26 protein-coding genes and 1 tRNA gene are annotated in these 24,777 nt (G+C 53.5%); 18 read left to right on the plus strand and 9 right to left on the minus strand.

All coding sequences use genetic code 11. The features are described from left to right. Positions 1 to 44: 44 nt before the first annotated feature. Entirely contained in the window at positions 45 to 1,343 is a 1,299-nt protein-coding gene (locus tag SAMA_RS04235) for a DEAD/DEAH box helicase (RefSeq protein ID WP_011758925.1), read from the minus strand. Between the two features lie 284 nt (positions 1,344 to 1,627). On the opposite strand from SAMA_RS04235, the gene SAMA_RS04240 reads away from it, so the two are divergent. The 11 genes from SAMA_RS04240 (at position 1,628) to SAMA_RS04290 (ending at position 11,766) form a co-directional block, all read left to right on the plus strand. Next, on the plus strand, positions 1,628 to 2,863 hold the full coding sequence (locus SAMA_RS04240) for an EAL domain-containing response regulator (RefSeq protein WP_011758926.1): 1,236 nt from the start codon (positions 1,628 to 1,630) through the stop codon (positions 2,861 to 2,863). Positions 2,864 to 3,157: 294 nt separating this feature from the next. After that, entirely contained in the window at positions 3,158 to 4,111 is a 954-nt protein-coding gene (locus SAMA_RS04245; RefSeq protein WP_011758927.1) for a YbgA family protein, read from the plus strand. A gap of 27 nt (positions 4,112 to 4,138) precedes the next feature. Then, complete coding sequence (gene phrB / locus SAMA_RS04250) at positions 4,139 to 5,566, plus strand: deoxyribodipyrimidine photo-lyase (protein ID WP_011758928.1); 1,428 nt, start codon at positions 4,139 to 4,141, stop codon at positions 5,564 to 5,566. Positions 5,567 to 5,569: 3 nt separating this feature from the next. Continuing rightward, the gene (locus SAMA_RS04255) at positions 5,570 to 6,073 is read left to right on the plus strand and encodes a nuclear transport factor 2 family protein (RefSeq protein ID WP_011758929.1); all 504 of its coding nucleotides are present in this window, start codon (positions 5,570 to 5,572) and stop codon (positions 6,071 to 6,073) included. Then, a complete protein-coding gene (locus SAMA_RS04260; protein WP_011758930.1) occupies positions 6,073 to 6,834 on the plus strand; it encodes an SDR family NAD(P)-dependent oxidoreductase in 762 nt (253 codons plus the stop codon). Before SAMA_RS04255 ends, SAMA_RS04260 begins: the two co-directional genes overlap by 1 nt. Positions 6,835 to 6,903: 69 nt before the next feature. Continuing rightward, positions 6,904 to 8,166 carry an NAD(P)/FAD-dependent oxidoreductase gene (locus SAMA_RS04265; RefSeq protein ID WP_011758931.1) on the plus strand — a complete coding sequence of 421 codons (1,263 nt, stop codon included), beginning with the start codon at positions 6,904 to 6,906 and terminating at the stop codon, positions 8,164 to 8,166. Next, a complete protein-coding gene (locus SAMA_RS04270) occupies positions 8,163 to 8,957 on the plus strand; it encodes a DUF1365 domain-containing protein (protein WP_011758932.1) in 795 nt (264 codons plus the stop codon). Before SAMA_RS04265 ends, SAMA_RS04270 begins: the two co-directional genes overlap by 4 nt. 2 nt (positions 8,958 to 8,959) lie before the next feature. Then, complete coding sequence (locus tag SAMA_RS04275; RefSeq protein ID WP_011758933.1) at positions 8,960 to 10,189, plus strand: SAM-dependent methyltransferase; 1,230 nt, start codon at positions 8,960 to 8,962, stop codon at positions 10,187 to 10,189. 16 nt (positions 10,190 to 10,205) lie between these two features. Beyond that, positions 10,206 to 10,715 (plus strand): DUF2878 domain-containing protein, encoded by a 510-nt coding sequence (locus SAMA_RS04280; RefSeq protein WP_011758934.1) that lies wholly within the window; start codon positions 10,206 to 10,208, stop codon positions 10,713 to 10,715. Further along, positions 10,706 to 11,257: a chalcone isomerase family protein gene (locus SAMA_RS04285; protein WP_011758935.1), complete on the plus strand. Its 552-nt coding sequence runs from the start codon at positions 10,706 to 10,708 to the stop codon at positions 11,255 to 11,257. Before SAMA_RS04280 ends, SAMA_RS04285 begins: the two co-directional genes overlap by 10 nt. Next, positions 11,245 to 11,766: a DUF3833 domain-containing protein gene (locus SAMA_RS04290; protein WP_011758936.1), complete on the plus strand. Its 522-nt coding sequence runs from the start codon at positions 11,245 to 11,247 to the stop codon at positions 11,764 to 11,766. Before SAMA_RS04285 ends, SAMA_RS04290 begins: the two co-directional genes overlap by 13 nt. 89 nt (positions 11,767 to 11,855) lie before the next feature. Here SAMA_RS04290 and SAMA_RS04295 read toward each other — a convergent pair whose 3' ends face one another. Beyond that, complete coding sequence (locus SAMA_RS04295; RefSeq protein ID WP_011758937.1) at positions 11,856 to 12,632, minus strand: DUF4097 family beta strand repeat-containing protein; 777 nt, start codon at positions 12,630 to 12,632, stop codon at positions 11,856 to 11,858. Positions 12,633 to 12,883: 251 nt separating this feature from the next. Here SAMA_RS04295 and SAMA_RS04300 point away from each other — a divergent pair, with 251 nt between their 5' ends. Both SAMA_RS04300 and SAMA_RS04305 read left to right on the plus strand, forming a co-directional pair. Then, complete coding sequence (locus SAMA_RS04300) at positions 12,884 to 13,222, plus strand: FKBP-type peptidyl-prolyl cis-trans isomerase (protein ID WP_011758938.1); 339 nt, start codon at positions 12,884 to 12,886, stop codon at positions 13,220 to 13,222. 196 nt (positions 13,223 to 13,418) lie between these two features. Then, on the plus strand, positions 13,419 to 14,792 hold the full coding sequence (locus SAMA_RS04305) for a class II fumarate hydratase (protein WP_011758939.1): 1,374 nt from the start codon (positions 13,419 to 13,421) through the stop codon (positions 14,790 to 14,792). 54 nt (positions 14,793 to 14,846) lie between these two features. Here the strand turns inward: SAMA_RS04305 and SAMA_RS04310 are convergent. The 5 genes from SAMA_RS04310 to rpsU all read right to left on the minus strand — a co-directional run bounded on the left by SAMA_RS04310 (position 14,847) and on the right by rpsU (position 19,570). Beyond that, positions 14,847 to 14,923 (minus strand) — tRNA-Ile (locus tag SAMA_RS04310). A gap of 189 nt (positions 14,924 to 15,112) precedes the next feature. Continuing rightward, positions 15,113 to 16,966 (minus strand): RNA polymerase sigma factor RpoD, encoded by a 1,854-nt coding sequence (gene rpoD / locus SAMA_RS04315; protein WP_086015240.1) that lies wholly within the window; start codon positions 16,964 to 16,966, stop codon positions 15,113 to 15,115. 126 nt (positions 16,967 to 17,092) lie between these two features. Further along, the gene (gene dnaG / locus SAMA_RS04320) at positions 17,093 to 18,823 is read right to left on the minus strand and encodes a DNA primase (protein ID WP_011758941.1); all 1,731 of its coding nucleotides are present in this window, start codon (positions 18,821 to 18,823) and stop codon (positions 17,093 to 17,095) included. Positions 18,824 to 18,904: 81 nt separating this feature from the next. Beyond that, a complete protein-coding gene (locus SAMA_RS04325; protein WP_011758942.1) occupies positions 18,905 to 19,348 on the minus strand; it encodes a GatB/YqeY domain-containing protein in 444 nt (147 codons plus the stop codon). 6 nt (positions 19,349 to 19,354) lie between these two features. Next, the gene (gene rpsU / locus SAMA_RS04330) at positions 19,355 to 19,570 is read right to left on the minus strand and encodes a 30S ribosomal protein S21 (protein ID WP_011758943.1); all 216 of its coding nucleotides are present in this window, start codon (positions 19,568 to 19,570) and stop codon (positions 19,355 to 19,357) included. A gap of 232 nt (positions 19,571 to 19,802) precedes the next feature. On the opposite strand from rpsU, the gene tsaD reads away from it, so the two are divergent. Further along, positions 19,803 to 20,816, plus strand: a complete 1,014-nt coding sequence (gene tsaD / locus SAMA_RS04335) for a tRNA (adenosine(37)-N6)-threonylcarbamoyltransferase complex transferase subunit TsaD (protein WP_011758944.1) — start codon at positions 19,803 to 19,805, stop codon at positions 20,814 to 20,816. A 125-nt stretch (positions 20,817 to 20,941) separates the two neighbouring features. Here the strand turns inward: tsaD and plsY are convergent, their stop codons facing one another. After that, complete coding sequence (plsY, locus tag SAMA_RS04340; protein WP_011758945.1) at positions 20,942 to 21,529, minus strand: glycerol-3-phosphate 1-O-acyltransferase PlsY; 588 nt, start codon at positions 21,527 to 21,529, stop codon at positions 20,942 to 20,944. Positions 21,530 to 21,794: 265 nt separating this feature from the next. Between plsY and folB the strand changes: the two genes are divergently transcribed. From folB to SAMA_RS04360, 4 genes are all read left to right on the plus strand, one after another. Beyond that, entirely contained in the window at positions 21,795 to 22,154 is a 360-nt protein-coding gene (folB, locus tag SAMA_RS04345; RefSeq protein ID WP_011758946.1) for a dihydroneopterin aldolase, read from the plus strand. Positions 22,155 to 22,156: 2 nt separating this feature from the next. Next, positions 22,157 to 22,660: a 2-amino-4-hydroxy-6-hydroxymethyldihydropteridine diphosphokinase gene (gene folK, locus SAMA_RS04350; protein ID WP_011758947.1), complete on the plus strand. Its 504-nt coding sequence runs from the start codon at positions 22,157 to 22,159 to the stop codon at positions 22,658 to 22,660. Between the two features lie 12 nt (positions 22,661 to 22,672). Then, on the plus strand, positions 22,673 to 23,473 hold the full coding sequence (locus SAMA_RS04355) for an undecaprenyl-diphosphate phosphatase (RefSeq protein ID WP_011758948.1): 801 nt from the start codon (positions 22,673 to 22,675) through the stop codon (positions 23,471 to 23,473). Positions 23,474 to 23,538: 65 nt separating this feature from the next. Next, the gene (locus tag SAMA_RS04360) at positions 23,539 to 24,354 is read left to right on the plus strand and encodes a putative RNA methyltransferase (protein WP_011758949.1); all 816 of its coding nucleotides are present in this window, start codon (positions 23,539 to 23,541) and stop codon (positions 24,352 to 24,354) included. A gap of 83 nt (positions 24,355 to 24,437) precedes the next feature. On the opposite strand, the gene SAMA_RS04365 is transcribed toward SAMA_RS04360, so the two are convergent. Beyond that, positions 24,438 to 24,701: an Lpp/OprI family alanine-zipper lipoprotein gene (locus tag SAMA_RS04365; RefSeq protein ID WP_011758950.1), complete on the minus strand. Its 264-nt coding sequence runs from the start codon at positions 24,699 to 24,701 to the stop codon at positions 24,438 to 24,440. Positions 24,702 to 24,777: the final 76 nt, after the last annotated feature.

The following is a 24,777-nucleotide window of genomic DNA, read 5'->3' on the forward strand; positions in this document are numbered from 1 at the left end:
CGGCATAGAGGCCGCTTTTATGTTGAATCAATCGCAGTACGTGCTTATTTGATTTTTTTGGTGTTGCCGGTTGAACCGACTTTCACCTTAACGCGGCGTCCGGCCATGCTCTTTTCGGCGGCAACCTGAGCAATGGCGTCACTTTCGACCCGGGTCTTTTTCGCAAAGCTGCGACGCTTTTGCAACTGCTTGAGCAAGAGGTCACGGTTGGACACTTCATAGCCCGGCATCACGATGCGCTTGAGACGCTGGCCAATGAGTTTTTCAATGTCGGCCAGGGTGCGCTCTTCTTCGCGGCTGACAAAACTGATGGCAACGCCACTCTTTCCAGCACGGCCTGTGCGGCCAACCCTGTGCACATAGTCTTCTGGCAGGAAGGGCAGGTCGAAGTTCACCACATATTCAAGGTCCGGGATATCCAGACCGCGGGCAGCCACTTCAGTGGATACCAGCACCCGAATTTTGCCTTCGGTAAAGTCTTTCAGGGCTCTTCTGCGGGTGCCCTGGGCTTTTTCGCTGTGGATCACCGCGCTTGGGATGCCGTCGAGGTTCAGTTCTTCGGTAAGTTTTTCACAGTCTTCACGGGTCGCCGAGAATACCAGCACCCGTTGCCAGTTTTTACGGCCAATGAGTTCAGACAAGAGTTCGCGTTTGCGGCGCTGCTCCACCGGGTACACTACCTGGCTCACGGTTGTAGCGGCAGTGTTGTGTCTGTCGGCGGTCAGTACTGTGTGCTTTTTCATGATCTCATCGGCAAGCTTGCGCACTCCACCGGAGAAGGTGGCCGAGAACATCAGGGTCTGGCGCTCTTTATTACAGGCCTGGATGAGCTTTTGGATATCGGCGATAAAGCCCATGTCCAGCATACGGTCGGCTTCATCCAACACCAAAAATTCAACGGCTGCCAACGACAGGTTACCCGCCAGCAAGTGTTCGAGTAAGCGCCCCGGCGTGGCCACTATGATATCTGTGCCTTTACGCAGCTTTTGCGCCTGAACATCGGTTTTTCCGCCACCGAATACCGTGGTAACGGCCAGTTCAAGATGTTTGGCATAGGCTTTGATATTGTTGGCAATCTGCTCTGTCAGCTCGCGGGTTGGAGCAAGAATAAGCGCGCGGGCTTTGGTCGCTTCTCTGGCCTTGGGCGTGTCCAGCAGCTTTTGCAGGATTGGCAATGCGAAAGCCGCAGTTTTCCCGGTTCCCGTTTGGGCAGAAGCCAATACGTCCTGGCCGCGACGGACAGGGGGAATGGCCAGCCGTTGAATGGGGGTCATGGTTTCATAACCGCATTCGGCAAGGGCTTGCAGTATTTCGGGGGCAAAACTGTAGGATTCGAATTTCATGATGATTCCTGGCGTAAATAGACGATTCACAAGGGCTTTTTGTAAGTGAGGCACCTTGGTCGGAATATGCCTTTTCACAAAGGGGCGCGAAGTATAGCAGATTTTTTGCCCGTAGCCTCCACTTTTGTCTAACGCCACGGGTTTGACTTGGGTCGACGCTGAACTAGGCTTGGAAAATAACGTGGACATCAGGGACGTTACCTGAAACCGAATGTCCATCATGGGTTTCACGGATGAAACTGATTTTTTCGTGGCCCGGTACCCAGACTGTCCGGAGTCATATTATGCCGTTGAATGTGCTCATCATCGACGATTCACTCAGTTACTGCCAGCTGTTATCCAAATATTTCAGTGAACTGAATGTGACCAGCGTGGACTACTGCCATGATGGTTCAGAGGCGTTGCAGCGCCTTCGGGAGCGCAGGGACAGATACCAGATTTTGGTGGTGGATTTACATATGCCGGGGATGGACGGCATTGAACTTTTATCAAAGCTGTCGGGCCTTGAATACCGGGGCGGCGTCATTATCGCTTCGGGGATGGAGAGCCGCATCATAGAAGCCGCCTCTCAGATTGTGCTTGGGGCCCATTTGCGGCTGCTGGGCGCCTTGATGAAGCCGGTATGTAAAACACAGCTGAACATCTGCATAGAGCGCCTGTTGATGATGGTGCCGGAGCTGAACACGTCCAAACCGGCCATGACCTTACAATCGCTTCGGGAATCCATTAAGCAAAATAAAGTGGTGCCTTACTACCAGCCCCAGGTGGAAGTGGGGACCGGACGCATCGAAGGGTTTGAGGTGCTTTGCCGCATGCAGCTGGGGGCGCAATTGCAGTTGATGACCCCGGATCGTTTTATGGCGCTGGCCGAGCGCTACAACCTGCTCAATGCGGTGTCTGAACAGCTGATAGGGACAGCATTGAAGGAGTGGGCCGAAATTGGCCTTCAGCCCGAATGCCGTCACGCCCGCTTGTCTATCAACCTCACACCCTCCCAGCTTGGCCAGAGTTATTGGCCCCGCCGACTGCTGAGTTTTTGCCACAAATGGCAGGTGGATATCAGCAGGGTGACGGTGGAAATTACAGAAAATCAGGCGCTGGATAAGCAGTCGCAACATTCGGGGATTTCCCGGCTGCGCCTGCACAATTTTGGCGTTGCCATTGATGATTTCGGGACAGGCTACACCAACTTAACTCAGCTGTGCCGTCTGCCAATCAGTGAGCTTAAGCTGGACATAAGTCTGGTGCGCGGAATTCACATGGACCCATTGGCACAGACCATTCTGAAGTCGTTGCTGGACATCGGGCGCCAATTGGGTGTGTCTGTGGTGGCCGAAGGCGTGGAAGACCCAAGAGACTATCGATACCTTGAGTCTGTTCCGGGCCTGATAGTTCAGGGCTTTTTGGTATGCAGGCCCAAGCCCCTGGGTGAATTGGTTCGTTGGTTGAAGGCCCGACAGCGGGTCGCCGTTGACACTAAGGGGCTCGAGGCAGGCTCGAGTGCGACATACCGTCATTGAGGGCAATATAAGGCGCCCAAATGACGTGCACGCCTGTGCCTTCCAGTGTGTCCGCAAAGGCTGAGGTCAAGCAGTTCCTGTCCATGGCAATAATGCTTTTTAAGCGGCTTTTGGGCGGGAGCTGGATAGTGCCGGGGCCATTTAATACATCCTTGCGGCCTGACTCAACCATAAACTGGACCGTCGATGGCGCTAATCGCGTTAATCCCGCGTGTTTCTGTGATCTCTTTTGCCTCCAGTCACGTATCTTGAAACAGTAATTGCAATACCATCAATACATTCGGGAGACGCACCATGCACAAATTCAACCCTGACCGGATACAGATAGGGATCAGCGCTTGCTTGCTGGGAGAACAAGTGCGCTTTGATGGCGGGCACAAGAACTCTGCCTACTGTCAGCAGGAGTTGAAGCCTCATTTCGATTTTGTCCCTGTCTGCCCGGAAATGGCGATTGGCCTGGGCGCCCCTCGCAAAAGTATCCGTCAGGTTCGCATCGAGGGTGAAATCCGGGTGCGAAGTGCCGATGGCAGCATAGATGTGACTGAGCAGCTGCAGTCTTTTTGCAATAACAAAGCCGATGGACTGGGGTTTCTCGGTGGTTATCTCTTCTGCAGTAAGTCTCCTACCTGTGGGATGGAGCGGGTGCCTGTTTACAAGGCTGACGGCAGCGGTGGCTTTAAGGAAGGAGTGGGTGTGTTTGCTGCGGCCCTGATGAAGCGTTTCCCCCATTTGCCTGTTGAAGAGGAAGGTCGACTGCATGACCTTGTCATAAGGGAAAACTTTTTTACCCGGGTTTATGCCTATCACGATTGGCACTGTATGCGTTTAAAGGGGCTGACCCGAAAGGCGCTGACCGACTTCCACGCCCGTTACAAGTATCTGTTGTTATCCCACAGCCCGGCGATTTACCGCACCCTCGGCCCCTTGTTGGCGGGTGATGGGGAGCTTGAGGCCGTGGCCGACTCATACTTCGATGGCTTTATGACGGCCCTGAGGCATAAGGCGAGCCGCCGTAACCACACCAGTGCCCTGCAGCACATTCAGGGCTACTTTAAAAAGTTTCTGTCTGGCAGCCAAAAGGCAGAGCTCAGTGATGCCATTCTTGCCTATCGTCAGGGAGTACAACCGCTGCTGGTGCCCATTACCCTTATTCGCCATTACCTGCGGGAACATCCAAACGACTACATCGCCGCTCAGGTGTATCTGAATCCCCACCCGGATTCGCTGCGTTTGCGATATGCTTACTGACAAGATACTGAAAAGCGGAATAAAAATATGAATACACTTGTCTGGTTCAGGCAGGATCTTCGCACCATAGATAACCAGGCGCTGACCCGGGCGTGTGAAGATGCCAACGCCCGTGGTGGCAAGGTGCATGCGCTCTTTATCGCCAGTCCGGGCCAGTGGCAACGGCATGACATGGGTGTGCGTCAGCAGCGATTTTTACTGGCTAATCTCAATGCGTTGGGTGAAGAGCTTGCCAGTATGGGGATTCCGCTGTCGTTGCTGAAGGTGGATTTTTTTTATCAAACCGCAGCGGCCCTCAAGGCGTTTTGTAAAGAACACGGTATCTCCAGCATCTTCGCCGGGGCGCAAATCGAGATTGATGAGCGCAGGCGCGATCAGGCACTTCTGGATAAAGGCTTCCCGCTGCAACTGACCGATGAGCACTGCATGCTGCCCCCCGGCAGTGTGGTCACTCAGGGACAGCGGGATCAGGGAGGCGCCATGTACCGGGTATTTACCCCATTTGCCCGTCGCTGGCGTGAAATAGCCGCTTCCCGCTCGCTTTGGCCTATTCCTGCGCCCGCGTCTGTGGCAACGCCGGTGGTATTCACCCCCTTCGCGTTTTGGGGAGATATTAACGATGATCCTGCGCTTGATAAATGGCCTGTTGGGCAGGATGCGGCATTGGAAAAACTATCGCGTTTTCGAGAGCTTGGCATGGGCCGCTACGGCGAGAATCGCGACTTCCCGGCCATTGACGGCACCAGCAGTCTGTCGCCCTATCTGGCGCTCGGGGTGATATCTCCCCGACAGTGTCTGGCGGCGCTGCTGGAAGACTTTCCCGACGTCTTTGTGAATGAATCCTCACCGGCCCGTCCTTGGCTGAATGAGTTGGTGTGGCGCGAATTTTACCGGCATCTGCTGGTGGCTTTCCCGGGTCTGAGCATGGCAAAGAACTTTAACCCCCTCGGTGACGGCATTCGCTGGCGCAATGATGAAACAGAATTTGAGGCCTGGAAACACGGCCGTACCGGCTATCCGCTGGTGGATGCTGCAATGCGACAACTTAATCAAACCGGCTGGATGCACAACCGGCTCAGGATGGTGGTTGCCAGCTTTCTAACCAAGCATCTGCTTATCGACTGGCGCTGGGGTGAGCGATATTTTCGCGAGCAGCTCATCGATGGTTGCCTTGCGGCTAACAACGGTGGTTGGCAGTGGGCCGCCGGCACAGGTTGTGATGCCCAGCCTTACTTTCGGATCTTTAACCCTATGAGTCAGTCGGAAAAATTTGATCCCGAAGGACGCTTTATCCGTAAGTACCTACCAGAATTAGCGCAGTGGCCGACCAGGTCATTGCACCAGGCAAGTGGGCCGGGGCTGTTTGATTCCAGCGGCTATCCGTCTCCGATTGTTGAGCACACCCAAGCCCGAGTCAGGGCGCTGGATGTGATGGCCGTGATGAAGAAGGGTTAGGGAATGAATGCAGGTGTGCACAGTCCAGTGGAACATCATCCCCTCGGACAAGGTGAGATGGGACATAACCCATTTATTGTTGCAGCGTCGGCGCCCATTGAAAAATTGATGGCGCTGTATCAGCAGCTGGGTGCCCACAATCTTTCGCTGCTCGATGAGGTATATGCTGACACTGTGGTGTTTTGCGACCCCATGCACCGCATTGAAGGCCTTGGGCCACTTAAGGACTATTTTGCCAATCTGTACCAAAACGTGAGCAGCATAGACTTCGTGTTTCATCGGGTGATGGATGATGGCAAGCAGGCCATGTTGGTATGGACCATGACCTTTGCCCATCCCAAACTTGCCGGTGGAAAGCCCATCAGCGTGGATGGCGTCAGCCAGATTGGCTACGGCGACAAGGTGGATTTCCACAGAGACTACTTCGATGTGGGGGCCATGCTGTATGAGCATATTCCCGGCCTTGGCGCTCTGGTGCGGCTGGTGAAAAACAGGGCGGGCAAGTAATGACCATGCTGAGCGGACGGGTACTTATCACAGGCGCCAGCTCTGGCATAGGGCAGGCGCTGGCACTGGAATACCTAAAATCAGGTTGGCAGGTGGTGGCCTGTGGCCGTGATAGAGCACGCCTCGATGCCTTATTGGACGCCCATCCGCGCTTTGCCTGCCAACTCTCCACGCTAACGTTTAACGTGTGTGACAGGCTGGCCTGCCTCGAGGCTGCGTCGTCACTGGATGGTGAGCTTGACCTTATCATCCTTAACGCAGGCAGCTGCGAGTACATAGATAATCCCAAGGCCTTCGATGGGAAGCTGTTCGCCCGGGTCATTGAAACCAACCTGATTTCTGTGGGTTATTGCCTGGAGGCCTTCTTGCCTGCATTGGCTGCAGGTGGTCGGCTGGCGTTGATGGGCTCCAGCGCAGCGCTCTTGCCGCTGCCCCGAGCCGAAGCGTACGGCGCCTCTAAGGCCGCATTGGCATATCTGGCAAGTACCTTGCGATTGCATCTGGCGCCCGCAGACATTGGCGTATCCCTGATAGAACCGGGTTTTGTGCGCACCCCACTGACGGACAAAAACGATTTCCCCATGCCGGGACGGATAGAAGTTGAAGATGCGGCGCGGCGTATTGTTGATGCTCTTGCCAGGGAAAAAGACCGTATTCAATTCCCTCGCAGGCTGCTGTGGCCCATGCGGCTGCTTGCGCTGCTGCCGGGCGCCGTATGGGGCCTGATAGCCCGAAGCAATGTCAGTCGCCAGTCGGCCTGATATGAAGCTGGCTGAATGATTCAACCTGTGTCCATTTGAGCTTTTTACATATCACCATTGGAAGATGAGATGAAAAAAATCGCCGTTATCGGCTCGGGAATTTCCGGCCTCACCACTGCCCATTTACTCTCAGGTCAGCACGAGGTGAGTCTGTTTGAGGCCAATGACTATCTCGGCGGACACACGGCCACCGTGGACGTGACGGTCGATGGCAAAGACTATGCGATAGATACAGGATTTATCGTATTCAACGACCGTACCTATCCCAATTTTCAGAAACTGCTGTCGCGGCTGTCGGTGACCAGTATTCCCACTGAAATGAGCTTTTCGGTGCACAACCTCGACAGCGGTCTGGAGTACAACGGCCACACTCTGGCGACCCTGTTTGCCCAAAAGCGCAACCTCTTCAGTCCCAAGTTTTGGGGGTTCCTTAACGAAATCATTAGGTTTAATAAGCTTGGCAAGGCCTGTATTGAGTCCGGACATTACCCCTGCAACACCTTGGGTGAATTATTGGCCAAAGAGCAATTTTCAGACTTTTTTGCACGGCATTACATATTGCCCATGGGGGCGGCCATCTGGTCTTCGAGCCTGGATGATATGGCGGCCTTTGAGCTTAAGTTTTTCCTGCGCTTTTTCCACAATCATGGCCTGCTGAATGTCAGCGACCGCCCACAGTGGTACGTGCTCAAAGGTGGCTCACGCAGCTACATTCCGGCGCTGGTGGCACCTTTTGCAGAGCGTATTCATCTTTCGACTCCGGTTAGTGCGGTGAAGCGACATGGCCAGGGGGTGTCTATTCAGACAAATGGTCAGGATTGGCATGAATTTGATGAACTGGTACTGGCCTGTCACAGCGATCAGGCCCTGAAGCTGCTCACCGATGCCTCAGATGCTGAGCGGGACGTTCTTGGCGCCTTGCCTTATCGGCGCAATGACGTGGTGCTGCACACAGACACAGCGCTGCTGCCAAAACGCAAAGCCGCGTGGGCCAGCTGGAACTACCGTCTGGACGAAGACAACCAGCGTCCGGCTGCGGTGACTTACCATATGAACACATTGCAGCGGCTGCCAGCGGGCTCTCCCGACTTTATGGTGACCCTCAATCAGACCGATGCCATCGCCAAAGACAAAATTCTACGTCAGTTCAGTTATGCCCACCCGGTGTTTTCCTCGGCGGCCATGGCGGCACAGGCCCGCAGGATGGAGATTTGCGGCCAGCAGCACACTCACTTTGCTGGCGCCTACTGGTACAACGGCTTCCATGAAGACGGCGTCAGAAGCGCCCTGGATGTGTGCCAGCGCTTTGGTGTCAGTCTGGAGAGCGCATGAACAGCGGCATCTTTTTTGGTCATGTGAGTCATCAGCGGCTGGGGGCGGTGCGCCACAGCTTCAGTTACCCCATGGCCATGCTGGTGATGGATCTGGACGAGCTGCCCAGGCTTGCCCACCTCAGTGCTGTGTTTGGTCTGTCGTGGTTTCGGCCGCTGCGATTTCGTGCAGGTGATTATCTGATTGCAAATAGCCCCGCTGATAAAACATATGGCAAAGGTGACACACCGGAAAATGCTGTGCAGGCGTTAAAAGCACGGGTGCTTGCCAAAGCACGGGACCTTGGCGCCGACGGAGAGTTTAACCGGGTGGTGTTTGCCGGTCAGGTGCGCCATTTTGGCTTTTATTTCAGCCCGGTGAACTTCTTCTTTTTATGTGATGGCGATATGCAGCGTTACCTGCTGGCAGAGGTGAGTAACACGCCCTGGAATGAGCGCCATTGCTATCTGGTTGATATCGCACAGGCCCACGACAGAGGACAGGCTGTGAACGACAAGGTGTTTCACGTTTCGCCCTTTATGACTCTGGATATGCGTTACCGCTGGCAGATTGAGGCGAATAACGAACGTTTCCACCTTCAAATCGATAACGAGCGTGAAGGTGGCGAGCGGCTGTTTCGTGCCGGTTTGCAGCTGCGTGGTCAGGCCTTTGATAAGGCAGGGTTGAATCAATTTTTTAAACGTTTTCCTATGCTTACAGCATATATCCTGTATGGCATTTATCGGCAGGCCCTGAGCCTGTTTCGAAAAGGTGTGACTTTTGTGGCCCACCCCGGGCCGGTGGAGAAATAACCATGGACAATACTGCAATTGCCAATAAGAGCACTTCATCGACGCTGGAATCTTTGGCCCAACGTATTTTGTTGACCGCACTCAAAGGGCTTTCTTACGGTGGCCTGAGGATGATTTGTGATGGCGAGACTTTGGTGTTTGGCAGCCATCAGGGCCCTCAGGCGGTGATCCATGTGAAGTCGCCAAGGTTTTTTCGTGAGGTGCTTCTGGCGGGCTCCGTTGGGGCGGGTGAGTCTTTTATCGACGGTCACTGGGACAGTCCGAACCTGACCGAGGTCGTGCGCCTCTTCGCCGCTAACCTGCCGTTATTGGACAGGTTGGAGAAGCGCTTTGCGTTTCTTTCGGGAGTTACCAACCGTATCAGTCATCTGCTCAGTCGTAACAGCATTGAAGGCTCAAAGCGTAATATTCTGGCCCACTACGATTTGGGTAATGCGCTGTACGAGTGTTTCCTCGACAAATCGATGCTCTATTCCTCTGCAATCTATCCGGATGTCAATGCAACCCTGGAGGTAGCCCAGCAACACAAGCTCGCCACCATCTGCGAGCGCCTGAAGCTGGCGCCTGGCATGGAACTTCTGGAGATAGGTACCGGCTGGGGAGCGCTCGCCATTTATGCGGCAACCCATTACGGGGTCAAGGTGACGACGACCACCATCTCGGATGCGCAGCACGACTATGCCAAGGCACGAATTCGTGAGGCTGGGCTCGAAGGCCAAATCACCCTGCTCAAAAAGGACTATCGTCTGCTTGAAGGTAAGTACGACCGTCTGGTTTCCATTGAAATGATTGAAGCCGTTGGACACGAATACCTGCCCGGATTTTTCAGCAAACTCGAAAGTCTGCTCAAGGACGATGGTTTAATGCTGTTGCAGGCCATCACTATTGCCGACCAGAGATATGAGAGCTACAGAAAAGGTTGTGATTTTATTCAAAAATACATATTCCCCGGTGGCTGTTTGCCGTCAGTGAGCCGGATGGCAAACCTGCTTGCCCAGCGTACCGACATGGTGATGCTGAGCCTGGATGATATTGGGGAAGATTACGCCCGCACCTTGAAGCACTGGCATGAGAACGTCGACCGAGAACAGCCGCAAATTCGCAGTCTGGGATACGACGAGCGCTTTATCCGCCTGTGGAAGTTTTATCTGAGCTACTGCGAGGGTGGCTTCTGGGAGCGCACCACCAGTGCTGTGCATTTGGTTGCCGCAAGACCGGGCTGGCGCCCTTAGACATTCCGGAGCCCCTATGTCCCAGCGATGGTTTTTGCTTGTCAGCGCCGCTGTGTACACTGCCGCCTGGTGGCTTGCAGTGCTTTGGCAAGGCGAGGGACTGATTTGGCTGTGTCTGCTACTGCTGGTGCATTTTGCCTTAAGTCCAACGCGGCTTAAGGATTTCCGGCTGCTGCCACTGGCACTTATCGGCATGACCATGGACACCCTGCTCATGTACGCAGGGGTGTATGAGTTCAGCGCCATGCCAGTGTGGCTTATGTTGCTGTGGCTGCATTTTTTACTCGCCATGGGCCATTGCATCGCCTGGCTTGGCAAGCAACCCATCTGGGTGCAGGTATTTACCGGTGTGTTCGGCGGTGCAGGCAGCTACATTGCCGGGGCAGAGCTTGGTGCCGTGGCGATGCCCCTTGGCAATCTGCTCACCTTCCTGCTTATCGCGCCCCTCTGGGGGACGATTATTCCCGGCTTCTTTTGGCTGCAGCAAAGGCTGCCAGGCAACGGAGACTACCTATCATGGCGATAACATCAGCAAGCAAAGCATTGAAAAGGCTGTCAGGTGCGCTACTGCTGGTTGCACTCGGTTCCTTTACGGGAGCCGCCATCAGTGCGGATAACCCACTCGATGGCATGCACCGTGTGGGCAAAGGCAAAATGAATTGGCTGTGGCTTGAGCTTTACCATGCCAGCCTTTTTACGGTCGATGGTCAATACCAGCACGGGCGCTATCCTCAGGCACTGGAAATTCAGTACTCGCGGGATATCGAAGCCAAAGACTTGCTGGATGCCACTGGCAGCGAATGGCAAAAGCAGGGTTTGAATGAGGCCCAGGTGAAAGCGTTTTTGGCTAAACTCGCCCCCCTGTGGGTGGATGTGCAGCGGGGCGATACCCTGCTGCTGGTGGCAAGCGATGAAAGCCATGGCGAATTTTTCCATAACGGCCAATCCCTTGGCAAAGTGAATGATACAGGTTTGATGCAAGCCTTTTTGGGAATTTGGCTTAGAGACGACACCAGTGAACCCACCCTCAGGGCACAGCTTTTGGGAGAAACCTCATGCGACTGCTAGCGTTACTACTTTGTGCAACACTGCTTTGGGGCTGCGAGAGTGCCGATATTGACGATTATCGCGGCGCAAGTAACGAACTGAAGCTGGATACATTTTTCGTGGGTGAGCTGGATGCCCATGGTATGGTGCAGGACATGAGTGGCAAGGTCACCCGACGCTTTGTGGTGACTATGCAGGGGCGCCTTGAAGGCAATCAGATTATCCTCGAAGAAGACTTTTTATTTGACGATGGCGAAAAGCAGCGCCGGGTCTGGCGGCTCGAACCCCTGGGCGCTGGCCGCTGGCTTGGCCGAGCCGATGATATTCTGGGTGTTGCCGAGGGGCAGCTTGAAGGCTTTGCCCTGCGCTGGCGTTACGATATGCGTCTCACCGTAGATGGCAGTGAGGTTGATGTTGCCTTCGATGACTGGCTCTATCTGATTGATGAAAACACCCTGCTTAACAAGAGCGATATCAATAAGTTTGGCCTCACAGTTGGCCAGGTGACGCTGGTGATCCGCAAGCGCTGAGCAGATTAATAGGTGAGGGTGGGCCGAAACGGCCAAGGCAAGCCCTGGACCGCTTCAGCGCCGGGAAGACGATACTGCAAAAGTGAAGCTTAACGAAGGATCACATCACCTTGAATATTGGCAGTATTTACGCTGCCTGAGCCATCAGAGTGGATAATCAGGCCACCGGCATTTGTCACATTGATATTGCCCGAGCCATCGTTGATTTCGACTTTGCCCTTGGTTTGGTCCACGAAGATATTGCCAGAACCGTCCTGGATTTTGGCATTGCCCATGACCCCCGTTACCCTGATGTCACCGGAACCATCCTGAATGTCGGCATTGCCAAAAATGTCGGACACTGTGATATTGCCAGAACCATCGTTGATATCTACATCACCCGTGCTCTTGGTCAGGGTCATATCCCCTGAACCGTCATTGATGGACACCTGATTGCCACCTTCGATAAGGAGGCTGCCAGAGCCATCGTTAACCCGGATATCACTCGTGAGGCCGCGGATTTCGATGTCGCCCGAACCATCCGCCAGATCCAACATCAGGGATTGCGGCATAGTCACAGTGACATTGATGTAGGGCGACTTGCCTGAAAATGAATAGGACTCGGGGAATTTAGCCACCAAATAGGCATTACTGCCCCGAACTTCCAGCGTGAACTCGGGCTTCTCACCTTTCGGGTGGTAGATATCAGCCTCGACCTGTATCTGGTTGGTATCACTGCCGGTGAGTCTGAAACTGCCGGCGCCCGCTTCGACATTCAGGCCTTGTAATCCATTGGCTGATACCGACAGTTGTTGGCTTTCGTTTGCCATTGCGGTGGCACAGGCGCATACCAAAGACAAAGCAGCGAGAGATGCGGTGATTTTCATGTGAATTCCTTGTTCTTTTATCTAAAGTGGGCTGAGCGTTATTGTGGTATTAGCAGGTAGCGTGCCAGTTTTTAATTTGTTGATATAAAGGAAATTTTATATTTCGCCCTTGGATATTTGTCCGGCCGGACACTATCAGTTGGTCGAATTCACCACTTTCGGACACCTTGGGTGTCCGCTGATGACGAAGTGTCCGTTATTTGCTGTGGTACACTCAGCCTTTATTGATTAATTGCGAAAGACGAGTCTTTATGTCTGAACTCCAAATAGAAGATGTGATTGAGGGCGAGGGTAAGGCGGCGGTAAAGGGCGCCCTTATTACTACGCACTACCGTGGTTGGCTCGCCGATGGCACCCAGTTTGATTCCTCCCATGACAGGGGCCAGGCATTTCAGTGCGTGATAGGCACAGGTCGGGTTATCAAGGGATGGGATCAGGGCATTATCGGCATGAAGGTCGGTGGTAAGCGTCGTTTGCAGGTGCCTGCGCATCTGGCCTATGGTGAGCGCCAGATTGGCAATATGATCCCGCCAAACTCGGATTTGACCTTCGAGATTGAACTGCTGGAAGTCTTAACCCGGGATGACTGAACCATCCCACGCAAAAAAGCCCATGTTCCCATGGGCTTTTTTGTATCTGCGAATGTCGCGGTAAGTCACCGGTCCTTGGCGTACACTGATATAACCGCCGTGATTTGTTATCAGCTTGGCAACACAGTTCGCTGGCCATGTCTGGAGCCTGCCCGCCAGGCAACAGGCACAAACCATACGCAAACAGGACGTTATTATGGATAGCCGGATTGAAACAGACAGCATGGGTGAGGTATTGGTGCCCGCCGAGGCACTCTATGGCGCGCAAACTCAGCGGGCGCTGAACAACTTTGCCATTGGCGGCCAGCCGATGCCAAGGGCATTTATTGAGACGCTGTTGCTGATAAAGGCCGCAGCAGCCCGTGCCAACAGCCAACTGGGCGTGCTGGCAAGTGATTGCGGCCAGGCTATCACCGAGGCGGCTTTATCCTTACGCCAGGATAAGGCACTGATGCAACACTTCCCCGTGGATGTGTTTCAAACCGGCTCTGGCACCAGCAGCAACATGAATGCCAATGAAGTCTTGGCTCGGCTCACCTCAGAGAGTCTTGGTCGGGCTGTCAGTGCCAATGATGAGGTGAATCTTGGACAAAGCAGCAACGATGTTATTCCAAGTTGTATTCAAATAGCTTCGGCAGGCGTGTTGACCAAGACCCTGCTGCCAGCCCTTACGCATCTTAAGTCCTGCATCAGAACCAAGGCGGCGAGCGTGAAGGGAGTCGTAAAAACCGGTCGAACCCATTTGATGGATGCCATGCCGGTGCGCTTGAGTCAGAGTTTGGAAACCTGGGCCAGCCAGTTGGATGCCAGAGAGCTGCAATTACAGTCGCAGCTCATATCCCTGTGGCAGTTACCCCAGGGAGGCACTGCTGTGGGAACCGGCGTTAATGCTGCGCCGGGATTCCCACAGGCGTTTTGCCATGAGCTGAATTTGCTTACGGGCCTCGCATTTCAGCCCGCCCCACATCTGTTTACCGGCATTGCCAGCCAGGATACCGCAGTGGCTTTGTCCGGTGAACTCAAGGCACTGGCCGTTACCTTAATGAAAATTGCCAACGATTTGCGCTGGATGAACTCGGGGCCACTGGCAGGTTTGGGGGAAATCCGCTTGCCTGCGCTGCAGCCTGGTTCCTCGATTATGCCCGGTAAGGTCAATCCGGTAATCCCTGAAGCGGTTGCCATGGCCTGCGCCCAGGTGATAGGCAATGATGCCTGCATCACTGTGGCTGGACAGTCGGGTAATTTTGAGCTGAATGTGATGCTGCCAGTGATAGCAGATAACTTACTCTCATCACTCAGGCTTTTGACCAATGCCATGATGGCGTTGGCTGATAAGGCCATAGACGGGTTTGAGGTATGTGAAGGACGTATGGCCAAAGAGCTTAGCCGCAATCCGATTTTAGTGACAGCACTGAATCCGATTGTGGGTTACGCGAAAGCTGCCGACATTGCCAAGAGAGCGTACGCTGAAGGGCGGCCAGTATTGGAGGTGGCGCTGGAGATGACCGACATAGACGCCGAAGAGTTGGCGAGGCTGCTTGACCCGGTTCGTTTGACGGGGCAGACATAACGTGATGCGCTGAAAACAAAAACGCCTGCAACAGCAGGCGTTTTTGTTTGAATTTGGTGGCCCCTCACGGACTTGAACCGTGGACCTAACGATTATGAGTCGTGTGCTCTAACCAACTGAGCTAAGGGGCCGGATATTGCCGGGTGGAACCCAAGGCGGCTTGCAGTATACGAACTTTGTCTTGCCTTGTCACGGGGCAAATGGCGCAAAATTCCAGCTTCGCGTTCAATTGGTTATTGGGTAATCAAATCGGTTGCCGGGTTAAAAATACCGAGAAAAAACAAAGCCACCCGAGGGTGGCTTTGTGGTGTCAGTCAGGATTAATCATCCAGGAATGACTTGAGGATTTCCGAGCGGCTTGGGTGGCGCAGTTTGCGCAGTGCCTTGGCCTCAATCTGACGGATACGCTCACGGGTAACATCGAACTGCTTGCCCACTTCCTCGAGGGTGTGGTCGGTGTTCATGTCGATACCAAAGCGCATGCGCAGTACCTTGGCCTCACGGGCAGTCAAACCGGCAAGCACTTCGTGGGTAGCCTGCTTGAGGCTCTCGCTGGTGGCGCTGTCCAGTGGCAGCTCGAGGGTGGTGTCCTCGATGAAATCCCCCAGATGCGAATCTTCATCGTCACCGATTGGGGTTTCCATGGAGATAGGCTCTTTGGCAATTTTCAGTACCTTACGGATCTTGTCCTCGGGCATGGCCATGCGCTCAGCCAGTTCTTCAGGTGAGGGTTCGCGACCCATTTCCTGCAGCATCTGGCGGCTGATACGGTTGAGTTTGTTAATGGTCTCAATCATATGCACCGGAATACGGATGGTACGGGCCTGATCCGCGATAGAGCGGGTGATGGCCTGACGGATCCACCAGGTCGCGTAGGTCGAGAACTTGTAACCGCGACGGTATTCAAACTTGTCCACCGCCTTCATCAGGCCGATATTACCTTCCTGGATGAGATCCAGGAATTGCAGGCCGCGGTTGGTGTATTTCTTGGCGATAGAAATTACCAGACGCAAGTTGGCCTCAACCATTTCTTTTTTGGCACGGCGAGCCTTGGCTTCACCGATGCTCATGCGGCGGTTAATATCCTTGATGGATTCAATGGACAAACCGGTTTCCACTTCAATGGCTTCAAGCTTGGCGCGGCAACGCTGAACGTCTTCGTCCACCAACTTGAGATCGGCAGAGTAGGGGCGTCCGGCTTCAATTTCTTTGTTGAACCAGGTCAGATCGGTTTCATTACCGGTGAAAAGCTTGACGAAGTTTTTCTTCGGCATCTTGGCCTGTTCAACGCACAGTTTCATGATCAGACGTTCCTGAACACGAACCTTGTCCATCATCTCGCGCATGCTCTTGACCAGACGGTCAAACTGCTTGGGCACCAGACGGAATTCTTTGAAGATTTCACCGAGTTCAAACAGGGCGCGGGTAGACTCGGGATGAGCACGACCTTTGACTTCAATGACTTTCAGTGCATTGTCATAGGCGGCGCGCAGTGCGGCAAAGCGTTCACGGGCGACTTCCGGATCCGGGCCCTTGGCGCCGTCGTCATCGCTGCTGTCGCCGTCTTCGTCTTCCTCTTCGTCTTCGTCCATATCGTCTTCGTCCTCGAGCTCTTCTTCTGAAAGCTCGGAACCAATATGGGTCGCGGTGGGGCCAACGTCTTCTTCGTTGGGGTCCACAAAGCCGGAAATGATATCAGACAGACGAATGGCGTCTGCTTCGAACTGGTCGAATTGCTCCAGGATCATGGAGATAGCTTGTGGATATTCAGCCACAGAGCTTTGAACAGTGTTGATGCCTTCTTCGATACGCTTGGCGATAACGATTTCGCCTTCACGGGTGAGCAGCTCAACAGTACCCATTTCACGCATGTACATGCGTACCGGGTCAGTGGTGCGGCCAAGTTCGCTTTCTACTGTGGCCAGCGCAGCCGCTGCTTCTTCGGCGGCATCTTCGTCCGTGTTGTCTTCGGACATCATCATTTCATCGGCATCGGGCGCTTCTTCATAAACGCGGATACCCATGTCATTGATCATCTGGATAATATCTTCGATCTGGTCAGAGTCGACCATATCTGCAGGCAAGTGATCGTTCACTTCTGCATAGGTTAAGTAACCTTGCTCTTTACCTTTGGCGAGCAACATCTTTAGTTGCGACTGCGGAGTATGATCCATAGATATCATCCAATTTGGGTAAGTGTTACAACGAGCGCACCCGTGGCCGGACCACAAAGTCGCGCAAATCGTCAATTATAGCCATCTGCCTATGGCTGTGCCAGAGGGAAAGGGCGGTTTTTTGCCCTACTTCATGCCCTTCATCACAACGATAAGCTTTTGGAGTTGCAGCTTTTCTTCCCGGGTTAAGTCGGGTTTAATGCTGAGCTCCTGGTAGCGCTGCTCTATGTATTGATTATTAAGCCATACCAGCGCTTTGCGAAATTCCTGGGCCACATTATCTTCGGCAATCTGGTGTTCCCACTGGGCCAGTTTAGTTAACGGCCCCCAATGCTCGCTGTCACGATAGGACTCGAGCAGTTGGGCTGTGGAGAGCACCTGTTCCCGGGTGAGCTCCAACAGTTGGATGAGCAGCTCAATACCCGTCATGCGAATGTGGCTCAATGCCGGCTGAACCGGCAGTTTGTGTCCCAGTTCGGGGTGTTGCACCAGCAGTGAAATGGCCAGTCGCAGCGGTGTACCCCGTCCTTTGAGTCCTTTTTTCGCCATCGCCTTGGCACCAGTGGACATACTGGTTAGACCGAGTTTTTTCCTGAGATCTTCACTGGAGTTCATCCCAAGTTTATGGGCAAGGTTTTCCAGCAGCAGATTGGCAAGAACCGTGTCTTTAATTTTTTCAATCAGAGCAATGGCCTGCTTAGCCAGGTTGCCTTTATCTGTGCCGTATTTCTGCGACAAGGTGTCGAACAAATAATCGGCCAGTGGCAGCGCATTATCGATGCGCATTTCAAAGGCTTCTTTGCCTTCTTTGCGGACTTGCGAGTCCGGATCTTCTCCCTGAGGGAGGAACAAAAATGTCACTTTGTCGCCGGGTTTGAGCAGCGGCAGGGCGGTTTCCATTGCCCGCCAGGCAGCCTCATAACCGGCTTTGTCACCGTCATAACAACAGATGACTTCTTTGGCACTGCGCAGCAGCAACTGAAATTGCTCTGCGGTTGTCGAGGTGCCCAGAGAGGCCACCGCGTAGTCGATGCCAAATTGTGCCAACGCCACCACGTCCATGTAGCCTTCCACAATCATGACCCGCTCTGGATCGCGATGCTTTTGCTTCAGCTCATAGAGACCGTAGAGTTCCTGTCCCTTATGAAATATGGGCGTTTCCGGCGAATTCAAATATTTTGGTGTGCCATCACCCAGCACCCGGCCACCGAAACCTATGACCCGACCGCGCCTGTCGCGAATAGGAAACATCAAACGATCGCGGAAGCGGTCGTATCGCTTGCCACCATCGTTTTCAATCAACATGCCGCCGGTCAGCAGCTTGTCCTGGGCATCCGGGTTGGTACGATAGCGACCCAACAGACCATCCCAGCCATCGGGGGCAAAACCGATACCAAAGTCTTCAACGACTTCTTTGCTCAGCCCACGCAGTGCCAGATACTCGTCGACTTTTTGTTTGTCGGCGTGCTGACGCAGTTGTGTCTGATAATGCCTCGCGGCCTCTTCCATCAGCTGATACAGATCCCGGGCGAGTCCCTCGTCGCGGCGAGGACCAGTGCCTTGCTCCCGCGGGACTTCCAACCCCAGCTGTCCTGCCAGGTCTTCAATGGCGTCGACAAAGTTAAGCCGGTCGTACTCCATCACGAAGTCGATGGCATTACCATGGGCGCCACAACCGAAACAGTGATAAAACTGCTTGTCTCTGCTGACGGTAAATGAAGGTGATTTTTCGCTGTGGAAGGGACAACAGGCAGAATAGTTCTTACCTGCTTTTTTGAGCGGCACTTTACGGTCGATAAGCTCGACTATGTCCGTTCTGGCTATCAGATCATTGATGAAATCACGAGGTATTGCCACGTTGCTTACTTCAATTTCCTAAAAGCTCAGTTAAACAAACAAGCCGCGCAATTGCACGGCTTGTTCATACACAAAAGTCGATTATTGCAGTTTGGCGCGGATCTGTTGGCCAATGGCACCCAGATCTGCACGGCCCTGAACTTTCGGCTTCAGTGCTCCCATTACTTTACCCATGTCCGCAATGGAGGCAGCACCTACTTCAGCAATGGTGGCCTCAATGAGAGCAGCGATTTCAGCTTCGCTCAGTGGGGCTGGCAGGAAAGTTTCGATAACCGAAATTTCCGCCGCTTCTGCGTCAGCAAGTTCGTTACGACCGGCAGCCTCATATTGGCTAATCGAATCGCGACGTTGCTTCACCATTTTGGTCAGGACAGCAAGCACTTGCTCATCATTCAGCGTTTCGCGTGTGTCCACTTCGATCTGCTTGATGGCGGCCAGAGCCAGACGGATAGTTCCGAGGCGAACCTTGTCTTTAGCGACAAGGGCCTTTTTCATTTCGTCTTTAAGCTGTTCTGTCAGGTTCATAAGGGATTAGTATAAACGTACGCGACGTGCGTTTTCGCGAGAAAGCTTCTTGGCCAGACGCTTAACCGCAGCGGCCTTGGCGCGCTTACGGGCAGTAGTTGGCTTCTCGTAGAATTCACGAGCACGCACATCGGCCAGGATACCTGCTTTTTCGCAAGAGCGCTTGAAACGACGCAGAGCTACGTCGAATGGTTCATTTTCACGTACTTTAACGATTGGCATACGCCATCACCCCTTAGGTGTAGATTGTATTGGTTCAGATATGACCCCGCGGCCACACCCTTACCAAGAAGGATTAAAAATGGTGCGGAATTTTAAACCGAACCCGCAATTAATGTAAAGCCCCAGTCCCGTTAAAAAGGATCGCCTGAGGATCTGAGACGCGGCTTTACTGGAGTAATACTAGCTTAACGGGTAGAATTGGCCGCCCTTTTAAGCGGAGAAACGACACAAAATGCGGGTTTTGGGAATCGAGACGTCCTGTGATGAAACAGGCATCGCCATCTACGACGAAGAGAAAGGCCTGATGGCCCACACTCTGTACAGCCAGGTCAAACTGCACGCCGATTACGGTGGGGTTGTGCCTGAGCTGGCTTCCCGTGACCATGTGCGTAAGATTATTCCGCTTATTCGCGAAGCCCTGAAAAATGCCGATACCCGTATCGAAGATCTGGATGGGATCTGCTACACCAAGGGCCCCGGTCTGATTGGTGCGCTGCTGGTTGGCGCCTGTGTAGGCCGCTCGTTGGCGTTTTCCTGGAATCTGCCCGCCGTGGGTGTGCACCATATGGAAGGCCATTTGCTGGCACCGATGCTCGAAGACGAGGTGCCTGAGTTCCCCTTTGTGGCGCTGCTGGTTTCCGGTGGTCATTCTATGCTGGTGAAAGTAGATGGTATAGGCCAGTACGAGGTGCTTGGTGAGTCCATCGATGATGCCGCCGGAGAGGCCTTCGATAAAACGGCCAAGCTGATGGGGCTTGATTATCCGGGCGGTCCGCGTCTTGCCAAGCTCGCGGCCTCGGGTCAGCCAGCCAACTACAAGTTTCCGCGCCCAATGACCGACAGACCCGGGCTGGACTTCAGTTTCTCCGGGCTTAAAACCTTCGTAGCCAATACTATCGCTGCCGAACCGGATGATGAGCAGACCCGCGCCAATATCGCCCGTGCTTTCGAAGAGGCGGTGGTGGATACCCTGTCTATCAAGTGTCGCCGAGCACTGGAGCAAACCGGTTACAAACGCCTTGTTATTGCCGGTGGTGTGAGTGCCAACGTGCGCCTGCGCGCAGGTCTTGCAGAGCTGATGGAAAAACTGGGTGGCAAGGTGTACTACCCCCGAGGGGAATTCTGTACCGACAATGGTGCCATGATTGCCTATGCCGGTTTGCAGAGGCTGAAAGCGGGACAGCTTGAAGATTTGGCAGTAAAAGGTCAGCCTCGATGGCCACTGGATACCTTGCTACCGGTGTGAACAAGGTGAAGCGTGTTGAGCACCACGCATTACCCATACACTCTTCATCTATTAAAGCTTCACCCATAAACACGTTATCCAAAAAAATGGCGCCCTGGGCGCCATTTTTTATGGGGTTAACGGTATCAGTCCTGAGGCTGCTGGCGCCGTTTACGCGACACCTTGGACTCCTCGCCCTTCAGCAGTCTCTTTATGTTGTCTTTATGCCGAATAAGGATAAGGGTAGAGAGCATGGCGACCGGAATGGTGAATCTGTCATCCAGCCACCAGGTGTAGACTGGGGCTAGCAGGGCAGTGGCCAACGCCGCCACCGATGAATAGCGGGTGATAAGCAGGGTCACAATCCAGGTGACAATCAACAGCAGAGTCAGATAGCCATCGATGGGAGCGATGGCGCCATAGGCAGTGGCGACTCCCTTGCCGCCTTTAAAACCAAAGAATACGGGGAAAATATGGCCAAGACAGGCGGCGATGGCAATCACCCCCAGCCATACGGCGTCGATACCCAGTTTAAAGCCGATATAGGCAGGGATGGCGCCCTTAAGCATATCGAACAGGAGTACCATGGCCGCGGCACTGGCACCACCTATACGCAGCACATTGGTGGCGCCCGGATTACCCGAGCCCTGAGTGCGTGGGTCCGGCAAGCCCCGTAGCTTGCACACAAGCACAGCACTGGACACTGAGCCTGCCAGATAGGCGCAGAGGATCATTACCGCCGTCAGTGCTATTTCGCTGGTCAACTTGGTTTCCTTTCACTTCTTAAGGTATTATCGCCGCCATTCCCGTGACGGCATTTGTCGCCCATCGTGGGACTCGATTCATTTTTGGGCACGCTGGCCGGTAAATATTGATTCTTAAGGTGTTATCCTAACGCCCTTGGCGCCAATGAGAAAGCGCAATCCATCGATTGTCGCTATCGGCGAGCGGATTATACCGACAAAGCGAGCCAAAGCTTGTCAGACCTCAGGAACTGCCATGGATAAAGTACTGATCCGTGCCCTGCGTATCGACACCGTTATCGGTGTGTACGACTGGGAAAAAGCCATTCAGCAATCGCTGTTTCTCGATTTGGACATGGCGTGGGATATTAAACCCGCCGCTGGAACCGATGATTACAGCCATGCCCTGTGCTACGAGACTGTCTCAAATCGTCTGACAGCCCTTATCACTGAAAAACCCATTGAGCTGATTGAAACCGTCGCCGAAATGACTGCCCGCTGCGTGCTGGATGAATTCAGGGTGTCCTGGGTTCGGGTCCGGGTAATGAAACCCGGCGCGGTGAAAACGGCCGAGGCCGTGGGCGTTGAAATTGAGCGCAGTGCCGGGGATTGCTGAGCATGACCCGGATCTATATCAGTGTAGGCAGTAATATTGAGCCGGAAAAATACCTGAGAAACGCCGCAGTTGCCCTGAGAGCGCATCTGGGTGAGCTGCAACTGTCACCCGTGTATCAATCCGAAGCAGTGGGGTTTGAAGGGGAGCACTTCCTCAACATGGTGATAGGCGCCGATACCTCTTTGGGCATCAGTGACCTTGTCGCGTTACTGAAACAGATTGAGCTGGACAATGGCCGCAAACCCGGCGCCAAAAAATTCAGCGCCAGAACCCTGGATTTGGATTTACTGCTCTTTGGCGATGTTGTTTGCCATGAGCCCATCGAACTGCCCAGGGCGGAAATTCGCTATAACGCCTTTGTGCTCTGGCCTCTGGCAGACATAGCCCCGGAATGGGTACATCCGTTGGCGGGACAAACTTATGCAGAGCTTTGGCAGCAATTCGATAAACAAAGCCAGCGCCTTTGGCCGGTGGCATTTTCCTGGAACGACGCTTCCCTCATTTAATAAAGGAATATTATGGATACCTTGCAGGTCATTATCCTTGCCCTTATTCAGGGCCTGACCGAATTTTTGCCCATTTCCAGCTCGGCCCACCTGATTTTACCGGCCCAGCTGTTTGGCTGGGAAGACCAGGGCTTGTCCTTCGACGTGGCCGTGCACATTGGCTCGCTGGCGGCCGTGGTGATTTATTTTCGCAACGAAATCCTGGCCATGTTGAAGGCTTGGCTTGCCAGCATTTTCAGGGGGCAACAGAGCGACGACAGCAAGCTCGCCTGGTGGATTATTCTGGCGACTATTCCCGCCATTGGCGTGGGTTTTACGGCAAAAGATATGGTGGAAACCCACTTGCGTGGCCCTGGCGTAATTGCCATTACCACAGTTATCTTTGGCTTGCTGCTGTGGTTTGCTGACCGTATCGCCAAAGATGAAATGACCGAGTACCAAACCGGCTGGCGCAAGGCGCTGCTGATTGGTGTTGCACAGGCGCTGGCGCTCATTCCCGGAACGTCTCGCAGTGGCATTACTATCACAGCTGCGCTGATGCTGGGGCTGAAACGGGAAGCGGCGGCCCGCTTCTCATTTTTGATGTCCATCCCCGTGATTTTGGGCGCTGCATTGCTGATGACCAAAGACATCATCACAGAAAATCACGTGGTTGACTGGCATGCACTGGCACTGGGGTCGATACTGTCCTTTATTGCGGCTTATGCCTGTATTTATTTCTTCCTCAAGATTATCAGTCGCATGGGAATGACCCCCTTTGTGATTTACCGCATCGCGCTGGGTGTATTCCTCTGCGGCTTTATTTATTTGTAATAGTTGCGTAATTCAGATTGACCAAAGGGGCGGCATTGGCCGCCTCTTTGATTTAAGGAGTTTTCATGGAGTTTCAGTGTCCACTTTGTCGCCAACGGCTGCACTTTCACGAAGAGTCCCGTGGATGGCATTGCGATGGCAAACATCACTTCGACAAGAAAGAAATCGGCTATTGGGATTTCTACAAGGGCAACAAACCCCGTAATGCCGAAAGCCGTCAGGAGCTGCGTGCCAGACAGTTTCTGGTGACCTCTGGCCTGTTTCAGCCAGCAGTAGAGGCCATGGTGAAGGTGCTGCAAACCCAGGACTGCGGAAGCGAGCGCAACTGCGTTAACCTGGGGCCAGGACATGCCTGGATTGGAAAGTTATTGGCGCAAGCGCTGTCTGAACATGAGTTGCCACTTAAGGTATTCAGTCCATTGGAGTCAGAAAACGAAGCTTTTGCTGCAGCCAAATCAGGAATGGAGGCCGTTTGTCTGACACCGCTCAAATCGCTGCCCTTTGCCGATGCATCAGCCGATATGGTGTGGCTTCTGGATATTCCAGCCAAAGGAAAGGAATGGCAGCGAATACTGAAACCGGGCGGATTGTTATTGATGTTGGCAGCCGGACCAAGACACCTTTGGCAAATTAAAGAATTTGTCTATGAAGGATTAACTGAAAAGCCATTTGTGTTGGAGCTTTCCGGCCAATTTGACTTGATAAGTCAAACCCCGGTTTCATGGACTCATGCCCTCAGTGTGGCTGATGCCAAGGTATTAATGGGTATGGCTCCCTGGGCCTGGCGGGTAAAAGAAGCCAGTTTAAAGGCGATGGAAAAGGGAGATTTTTCCGGATTGGAAATGGATTATCGGATCATTCTTGCCAAAAAGCGGGTATAACTGGCAAGAAAGCGAAAATATCGCGAAAAACAGGTAAAAAAATACCGGCAACGCCCGAAAGCATTGCCGGTACCAACACAGCATTACTTCTTGTAAGAAGAAGCTACGTTGTCCAGACGGTCGTTAGCACGCTTGGCTTCAGCTTGAGCGTCCATAGCGGCAGCTTTGGCAGCCTTGGCGTCAGCAGCGATCTGGCCTTGCTCAGACTTCAGAGCACTTACGTCAGCAGACAGTTGGTCTACTTTGTTGCTCAGGTTGGCAACGCTTTCTTCCAGAGCGGTAGTGTTGGCACAGCCACCCAGCAGAGCAGTCATGGCAACACCGGCGATCAGCAGTACTTTTTTCATGAAAACATCCCTTAACATAGGTTGGATTTGACATTTCAGCTGCCAGGCAACTGAAGCCGGCTAATTATGTCATAGC

This window comes from Shewanella amazonensis SB2B, assembly GCF_000015245.1.
Lineage (GTDB): Bacteria > Pseudomonadota > Gammaproteobacteria > Enterobacterales > Shewanellaceae > Shewanella > Shewanella amazonensis.

Bases quoted from the DNA above. Each gene is read 5' to 3' on its own strand.
- SAMA_RS04235 (WP_011758925.1), bottom strand. From the start codon at position 1,343: ATGAAATTCGAATCCTACAGTTTTGCCCCCGAAATACTGCAAGCCCTT.
- SAMA_RS04240 (WP_011758926.1), top strand. From the start codon at position 1,628: ATGCCGTTGAATGTGCTCATCATCGACGATTCACTCAGTTACTGCCAG.
- SAMA_RS04245 (WP_011758927.1), top strand. From the start codon at position 3,158: ATGCACAAATTCAACCCTGACCGGATACAGATAGGGATCAGCGCTTGC.
- phrB (WP_011758928.1), top strand. From the start codon at position 4,139: ATGAATACACTTGTCTGGTTCAGGCAGGATCTTCGCACCATAGATAAC.
- SAMA_RS04255 (WP_011758929.1), top strand. From the start codon at position 5,570: ATGAATGCAGGTGTGCACAGTCCAGTGGAACATCATCCCCTCGGACAA.
- SAMA_RS04260 (WP_011758930.1), top strand. From the start codon at position 6,073: ATGACCATGCTGAGCGGACGGGTACTTATCACAGGCGCCAGCTCTGGC.
- SAMA_RS04265 (WP_011758931.1), top strand. From the start codon at position 6,904: ATGAAAAAAATCGCCGTTATCGGCTCGGGAATTTCCGGCCTCACCACT.
- SAMA_RS04270 (WP_011758932.1), top strand. From the start codon at position 8,163: ATGAACAGCGGCATCTTTTTTGGTCATGTGAGTCATCAGCGGCTGGGG.
- SAMA_RS04275 (WP_011758933.1), top strand. From the start codon at position 8,960: ATGGACAATACTGCAATTGCCAATAAGAGCACTTCATCGACGCTGGAA.
- SAMA_RS04280 (WP_011758934.1), top strand. From the start codon at position 10,206: ATGTCCCAGCGATGGTTTTTGCTTGTCAGCGCCGCTGTGTACACTGCC.
- SAMA_RS04285 (WP_011758935.1), top strand. From the start codon at position 10,706: ATGGCGATAACATCAGCAAGCAAAGCATTGAAAAGGCTGTCAGGTGCG.
- SAMA_RS04290 (WP_011758936.1), top strand. From the start codon at position 11,245: ATGCGACTGCTAGCGTTACTACTTTGTGCAACACTGCTTTGGGGCTGC.
- SAMA_RS04295 (WP_011758937.1), bottom strand. From the start codon at position 12,632: ATGAAAATCACCGCATCTCTCGCTGCTTTGTCTTTGGTATGCGCCTGT.
- SAMA_RS04300 (WP_011758938.1), top strand. From the start codon at position 12,884: ATGTCTGAACTCCAAATAGAAGATGTGATTGAGGGCGAGGGTAAGGCG.
- SAMA_RS04305 (WP_011758939.1), top strand. From the start codon at position 13,419: ATGGATAGCCGGATTGAAACAGACAGCATGGGTGAGGTATTGGTGCCC.
- rpoD (WP_086015240.1), bottom strand. From the start codon at position 16,966: ATGGATCATACTCCGCAGTCGCAACTAAAGATGTTGCTCGCCAAAGGT.
- SAMA_RS04325 (WP_011758942.1), bottom strand. From the start codon at position 19,348: ATGAACCTGACAGAACAGCTTAAAGACGAAATGAAAAAGGCCCTTGTC.
- rpsU (WP_011758943.1), bottom strand. From the start codon at position 19,570: ATGCCAATCGTTAAAGTACGTGAAAATGAACCATTCGACGTAGCTCTG.
- tsaD (WP_011758944.1), top strand. From the start codon at position 19,803: ATGCGGGTTTTGGGAATCGAGACGTCCTGTGATGAAACAGGCATCGCC.
- plsY (WP_011758945.1), bottom strand. From the start codon at position 21,529: ATGATCCTCTGCGCCTATCTGGCAGGCTCAGTGTCCAGTGCTGTGCTT.
- folB (WP_011758946.1), top strand. From the start codon at position 21,795: ATGGATAAAGTACTGATCCGTGCCCTGCGTATCGACACCGTTATCGGT.
- folK (WP_011758947.1), top strand. From the start codon at position 22,157: ATGACCCGGATCTATATCAGTGTAGGCAGTAATATTGAGCCGGAAAAA.
- SAMA_RS04355 (WP_011758948.1), top strand. From the start codon at position 22,673: ATGGATACCTTGCAGGTCATTATCCTTGCCCTTATTCAGGGCCTGACC.
- SAMA_RS04360 (WP_011758949.1), top strand. From the start codon at position 23,539: ATGGAGTTTCAGTGTCCACTTTGTCGCCAACGGCTGCACTTTCACGAA.
- SAMA_RS04365 (WP_011758950.1), bottom strand. From the start codon at position 24,701: ATGAAAAAAGTACTGCTGATCGCCGGTGTTGCCATGACTGCTCTGCTG.